Origin of the sequence: Nitrosomonas sp. Nm33, from assembly GCF_900107265.1 — a bacterium.
Taxonomy (GTDB): Bacteria; Pseudomonadota; Gammaproteobacteria; order Burkholderiales; family Nitrosomonadaceae; genus Nitrosomonas.
Genome location: NZ_FNPJ01000105.1, coordinates 1 through 6,516 on the forward strand (window position 1 = coordinate 1; position 6,516 = coordinate 6,516).

General features: G+C 49.7%; 6 protein-coding genes. All 6 read right to left on the bottom strand.

Translation table 11 applies throughout. The annotated features are described in order from the left end of the window. Nucleotides 1–109: 109 nt before the first annotated feature. Genes BLV54_RS14135 through BLV54_RS14160 form a run of 6 tightly spaced genes read right to left on the bottom strand, consistent with a single transcriptional unit; the run spans nt 110 to nt 6,330 of the window. Nucleotides 110–2,248, bottom strand: a complete 2,139-nt coding sequence (locus BLV54_RS14135) for an FAD-dependent oxidoreductase (protein ID WP_090572254.1) — start codon at nt 2,246–2,248, stop codon at nt 110–112. 14 nt (nt 2,249–2,262) lie between these two features. Then, nucleotides 2,263–3,216 carry a radical SAM protein gene (locus BLV54_RS14140; protein ID WP_218132416.1) on the bottom strand — a complete coding sequence of 318 codons (954 nt, stop codon included), beginning with the start codon at nt 3,214–3,216 and terminating at the stop codon, nt 2,263–2,265. A gap of 3 nt (nt 3,217–3,219) precedes the next feature. Further along, nucleotides 3,220–4,275 carry a methyltransferase domain-containing protein gene (locus tag BLV54_RS14145; protein ID WP_090572255.1) on the bottom strand — a complete coding sequence of 352 codons (1,056 nt, stop codon included), beginning with the start codon at nt 4,273–4,275 and terminating at the stop codon, nt 3,220–3,222. A 25-nt stretch (nt 4,276–4,300) separates the two neighbouring features. Further along, a complete protein-coding gene (locus BLV54_RS14150) occupies nt 4,301–4,987 on the bottom strand; it encodes a TIGR04283 family arsenosugar biosynthesis glycosyltransferase (protein ID WP_090572256.1) in 687 nt (228 codons plus the stop codon). Further along, nucleotides 4,974–5,696 carry a TIGR04282 family arsenosugar biosynthesis glycosyltransferase gene (locus tag BLV54_RS14155; protein WP_256329529.1) on the bottom strand — a complete coding sequence of 241 codons (723 nt, stop codon included), beginning with the start codon at nt 5,694–5,696 and terminating at the stop codon, nt 4,974–4,976. Before BLV54_RS14155 ends, BLV54_RS14150 begins: the two co-directional genes overlap by 14 nt. After that, a complete protein-coding gene (locus BLV54_RS14160; protein ID WP_090572259.1) occupies nt 5,686–6,330 on the bottom strand; it encodes a DUF3047 domain-containing protein in 645 nt (214 codons plus the stop codon). The genes BLV54_RS14155 and BLV54_RS14160 overlap by 11 nt, the downstream gene beginning before the upstream one ends. Nucleotides 6,331–6,516: the final 186 nt, after the last annotated feature.

The following is a 6,516-nucleotide window of genomic DNA, read 5'->3' on the forward strand; positions in this document are numbered from 1 at the left end:
CTATATCGTGTTCGGGGTAATTGTTCCATCTATATCCTCCATTCCATGTCTATATTTTATGAAACTTTGGACTCCATAAAACTCAGCATACCTCATTGCCTTAAACATCTCATGATTGACTCCTCCTGCGGGCATGATAACGCTCTACCCAGTTTAGCAAGTATGGTGAAATATGCTGGCGCTTCCATTCCCCCGCAACATATTTATTGGCTTCAGACCAGGTAGGATAAGTATGGATCGTGCTCAGAATTTTATTAAGCCCCAGGCCATGTTTCATGGCGAGCACAAATTCTGCCAACAGATCACTGGCATGCTCACTGACGATGGTTACGCCTAATATCCGGTCTCGACCTGGTACTGTCAATACTTTGATGAAACCATGCGCAGCTTCATCAGCAATGGCACGGTCGAGCTCTTTCAATTCATAGCGCGTCACTTCATAGGCGAGACTGCGTGCTTTTGCGTCCTGTTCGGATAAACCAACCCGCGCCACTTCTGGGTCGGTAAACGTCGCCCATGGAATCACGGAATAATCAACCTGAAAGCGTTTGATATGACCAAACAACGCATTGACCGAGGCATACCAGGCTTGGTGCCCAGCCGTATGCGTGAATTGATAAGGTCCCGCCACATCGCCACAAGCATAAATATTGGGATAAATCGTTTGCAGCCAGCCATTTGTCTCGATAGTACGTTTCGGGGTCAACGGAATGCCCAATTCCTCCAAGCCAAATCCCTCCGTGCGCGCAGCCCTGCCGACCGCGCACAGCAAGGCGTCGAATGACAGCATTTCCTCTTTACCTGTTCGGTCACGTACGAGTAGCCGCTGTTCGTTGCCCTCTTTTTCACAGCGCACCACTTCCATCTGCGTCAATACTCGCACACCATCCGCTTGCAGCGCTGTTTCAACCAGCGTGACTACTTCTTCGTCTTCGCGCATCATCAAGCGATCACGTTCGACTTGGATGACTTGACAACCCAGACGGGCAAACGCTTGCGCCAATTCACAACCAATTGGTCCACCACCAAGCACTACCAGCCGTTCAGGCCGCTGCGTGAGTGACCAAATGGTTTCCGAGGTGTAATAGTTGACTTGTTCCAACCCCGGAATAACCGGAACAAATGGCTTGGCACCCGTTGCAATAACAATGGCACGCGTGGTCAAAGTTTGCTCATTCACCGTCACCGTCCAAGGTGAGGTGATACGCGCTTCACCTTCTATCACCTCAACCCCTAACTGAGTATAACGTTCTATTGAATCATGCGGCTCGACGGTATGGATGATGCGGCGAACGCGCGCCATGACATCACTGAAATCATAGTCGAGCGCCACCTGGTCTATGCCTAGTGACTGAGCGTGTTTTGCCTGCTTGACAAAATTAGCTGTACGAATCAATGTCTTGGAGGGAACACAACCATAATTGAGGCAATCACCGCCCATTTTATGGCTTTCGATCAGCGTCACCTTGGCGCGCGTGGCAGCAGCGATATAGGATGTCACTAATCCTGCTGCACCTGCGCCAATCACCACCAGATTACGATCAAACTGGACTGGCCTGGGCCAGCGTGCATAGAGCCGCCTCTGTTTGATGATACCCAGTGCCCACCGGGCCAACCATGGAAAAATAGCTAGCAGCAAGAATGAGCCGATCAATGGGAGTGACAAAATATCGGATAGGCTGGTAATGGTAGCAAGCTGGGTACCCGCATTGACGTAGACAGCCGATCCAGCCAGCATGCCGATGAGACTCACCCAGAAAAAAGTACTGACACGAATTGCCGTAAGCCCCATCAGTAGGTTAATCAGAAAGAAAGGGAAGGCGGCCACCAAGCGCAATGAGAAAAGATAGAAAGCGCCATCCCGTTCAATTCCCCGGTTAATCACTTCGAGACGATCACCAAAATGGTGTTGCACCATATCACGAAACAAATAACGTGCCGCCAGAAAAGCAAGCGTGGCACCGACAGTGGCTGAAATCAGCACAACCGGCACCCCTATCCAGAAGCCAAATACCGCCCCGCCTGCTAGCGACATCACGGTGGCACCCGGTAACGAAAGCGCCGCCATAACAATATAGGTTATGGCATACAGACTGATCAGCCAAATTGGCTGTTCCTGATAAGCCTGCATAAGCGCATCATGACTCACCTTGAGGGCTTCCAGACTAAAAAAACGCTCTAGATCAAAGATGAAAAATAATCCGATCAACACCAATAGAAGCCCGAGTAACCACCAGCGTTTATTCATCTTCTTCTCCTGGATTATTCCGATAACTTCAGCTCACTGCATGAAGCTCCAAAACGGAAGCAACTGTAACAGCGATGATGTTTCATGCTGACCGGAACTTGCAAACTCTCTGCAAGCGTTTCAGCCAGCGCATAGTCAGGATCATCATCCACCAGCGTACAGGCATACACTTGCATTCTGCCATTGATTTTGACGATCATTCTACTGAAAGAACACATGAACTGTTGGCGAGTCTTTTCAGTTTGGTAGGTGGTCATGCAGTGCGTAGTGATTTGAGGAACGATGATGTTTGCTGCTGGGGGATGAAATTCCGGAAATTCAATACGCGGCAGATCACCTGGTAAACCCGCTGCTTCAAGTATTTCGCTAAAACGCCTAGCCACCTCATTCGCATCCATGCCAGGAATTACATGACTCGCAATGGATAAGGAAAAACCCTTCTGATAAAGTCTTCGCATTCCTTCCAGCGCACGGGCAAACATCCCCGGCCCCCTGTTCTGATCATGCTGCATCGCATCGAAATGATCGAGGCTTACCCGGAAATGCAGTGGGTGAGGCCGTTTGAGCAGCGACTCAAGCTGGTAAAGGCGTTTGATCAGCGGCTCTGTCGCATTGGTGAGCACCAGGCAAGGCCGATACTGTAACGCAGCATCGAGTATACGTACGATATCCTTGTTGATAAAAGGCTCACCACCGGTAAAGGAAAACTGCCGTACACCGAGCGATACAGCTTCGTCGATGAATGGCTGCACATCATCAAAGCGCGCCAATTGCAGACGGTTATCACCAGGTTTTGAGCCTTCAAGGCAAAAAGGACAAGCCAGATTACAAGCGGTGCCGGTATGGAACCAGACTTCTTCCAGTCCATGCGCCTGGATGAACCCGCGCGACTCCCCTTCCGGTGTGCGATACCATAAATCAGACCGGTTCATGCTTGGGGTTGAGCTGCGGATATCCTTTGTATCCATGTTCTAGCAGCATCCACCGCCTGCTTTTCCACTTATGGCAATTGCACCATCATCGAAAGGCAAGCCCATCCCACAACCTGGGAAAATGCCAAAATGGCGATCAAAATTACCGTAAAAATCGAAATGTTCTCTAAAGCGCGTGTCATGCAGCATGCGCAGAGTATTACCACAAACAGGAAACTGTCGACCTGCCTCGATCGCATGATGTTTGTCGAGGATAAACAAATGCGGATGGTGCGGAATCGTGCCACGATATACGGCTGATTGACCATGATCCTCGCAAGCAGGCTCCAGATTGTCCAGCTTGAATAGACGATAAGTTGCAGAATAGAAGCGGATATTGCCGGTACGCTCAGCAAGCTGCGCATTGCCAATTGTCACAGGCTGGTCATCCATCAAGCGCGGATCAATAAAACCACATCGGCGAGCAAGCTGCAGAAAATCGTTCCAGTACAATGCTCCGCCCAGGCACTCCCCGTACAAAACAGGATCACGCGCCAACACGGCTGGAATGCGTCGATCGCTATAGACATCCGAAAAATACAATTCTCCGCCGGATTTCAGCACTCGCCAGGCTTCGCGTAATACTGCCGCTTTATCTGGTACAAGATTGATCACGCAATTAGATACGATTACATCAATACTGGCATCGACCAGTTCCAGCTCATGCAAGCGCTCGATATCACCATGCAGGAAGCGCGCATTACTCTTAGCATAACCAAACGCCTGACGATGATAGTCTTCATACCTGCGCGCCACAGCCAGTTGCTCTTTAGTCATATCCACGCCAATGACCTGACCCTGTTCTCCAACCAGTTGAGACAGCACATAAACATCCCGCCCAACACCACAACCGAGATCAAGCACTGTCAAACCATCCAGCAACTGCGGCAGCACCAGACCACAGCCATAGTAGCGATTCAGCACTTCACTATGAACTTTTGCCAGCAAGGGTTTGACATATTCGGGCAAGACTCCATCCGTGCAGCAAGCATTGGTTTGCAGATCAGTAGAACTGGTCAGCGTTTCACCATAGTATTTCTGAACGATTTCTTGCATGAGATTTCTCCTATTGTAAAAATTATCAGGAATGGCGAGCGCGATACTGTTCTGCTAATTTATCAGGTGATACGCCGCATGCAAAGCGGATTGCCAATTGTCGATTGTGCCAGGTGCGCCGCCACCAGCCGTCACGCTGCCAGCGACGTGGATCAACCCATAATGGTTCCAGTAATGGTTGAAAATGTCCCAAACTACGTAGTCCTTGCACCAATGACACTTCTTCAAACAGCGGCCAGGGTGCATGCCCTCCTATCGCAAAATAAGCATTCCGTTTGGCAAAAATTCCCTGGTCACCATAAGGCACTCCAAAACGACTGCGCAGGGCAATAGCAGGCTCCAGTATCAATGCTGGCCAGGCGCGTGGTGCGTCAAACTGAAAACGGAAATAGCCGCCAACTGCACCTTGCGCAAGCGCTTGAGTCATCGCTGTCAACGGATCAGGAGGCAGGCGCAGGTCAGCATGCAGAAACCAGAATACATCCCCCTGGGCCAACGCCGCACCCTGCAACAACTGCCGTCCACGACAAGGTTCACTGGCTACCCAGCACGCACCGTGCTGGGCACACATATCGCGACAAGTTTGACTATTCGCCCCATCGACAACGATGATCTCCGCGGGGTGATGCGGCAATTTTTGAAACGCTCCAAGTAGCCGTGCCAGCTTCTCTTCATCGTGATAACACGGAATGATGACGCTAAAACTGAACATGATGAATTTTCAAAGTGTAAGCAATGGCACGTGCTAGCGCATGGAGTTGGCGCCGGGCTGGCCGAGCATCATGTTGTAATAGTGTGACTAATTCCAAGCAATCTTCTAGCTCATCCACATCAGAACGTTGCTCCAATACCGCAACCGACTGACCTGCACCACGACAACAACCCATCAAGGTCGCTCCTAACTGATCGGTGCTCCACGGCAGATCAGTCAGCACTGGCCAGGGACTGCAGCTAGCCATCAACGCAACTCCTCCATCTTTTGCCGGTATCAATACCGTATCATGATGCTGCAAGGCAGCACGGCATGCTGCATAATCAGTATGTGCCAGAATTGGCGCATCGCTGCCGATATAAACCAACTGCTTCAATCCCTCGTAACGTAGCCTGCTATCGAGCTCATTGAGACGCTGGCCGAGGTTGCCGATTGTTTGTGGTTGTATCCATACCGTTATGGATGATGGCAGCAAGGTTGTTGCCCAATCGTAATCCTCCTCCGATGCAGGTGCAATCACTACAGGACCATTCCAATTCTTCGCATCTTCCAGGGCACAGGCCAAAAGTGCTTGTGCGATCTGCTGTGCTCTTTTCATACCCAAGCTGACTGCAAGACGCTGCTTGCCAACCCCCAGTGCAGGTCGTTTACAAACCAAAACCAGGGCCATTTCATCCATCATAATCACTGACGATGAATTATTGTTCACTAAACCAGATATCTCCATACCAGGCTGTTGCCGCACCACCGGTATTATCCGTATCAGTCATGATGGCTACAGCATCGACCTGATGAGGGGGTTCCTCACCAAACAATAATCGATAATCATCATGCACATTGCGGCGCTCGCTGACCCATTGATCGATCCGCTTGGAACCAGATTCTACAGCGATCATGCGTGCATTACTTGTAAAGGCGTTAGGCCAGCTACTCCCAACTGGCTGCCTGTTCGACCACACATAGTTGATGGCGCGAGTACGCCAGAACGCTAAGCCACCTGAAAACACGACATAGACTCTCACTGGATAATCATCACCAGCCTTGGTGCGCTCATTGTTACCTACTAATATGTTGTCAACCTTCCAGCTCCAGTTAAGGATGGGTGTCTTGCCAAGATCGATTTTTATCTCGCGATAAAGCCCTGAGGCAGCAGCCTTGCTATCAGCGTGCAAAACGATTTTTCCATCATTGTTTTTAAGCACATAATGCGTTTTCCCAGCAAATACTTTCGTCTGCCAACCACTCAAATCGCTTTGGGAAAAACGGGCAATATCAACCCGCCCACTCTCTGCCCATGACAAAAGCGGAAGACAGAGGAGCATCCAGTACAGGAATTTTTTCATATTAATCACCATTTGATGCAATCTTTATCTTCCAATAGATAAACATTGATTAAAAATTGATTCCAATACTCATTACATGAGTACTAATGTAACGTGAGTTCGACATAAGAATCACAACCCTACAAGTGGAAGAGCTTGAGTGAATCTGATATTAAGTGAAGGTTTCTTCTCGCGGAACGTGTAAGC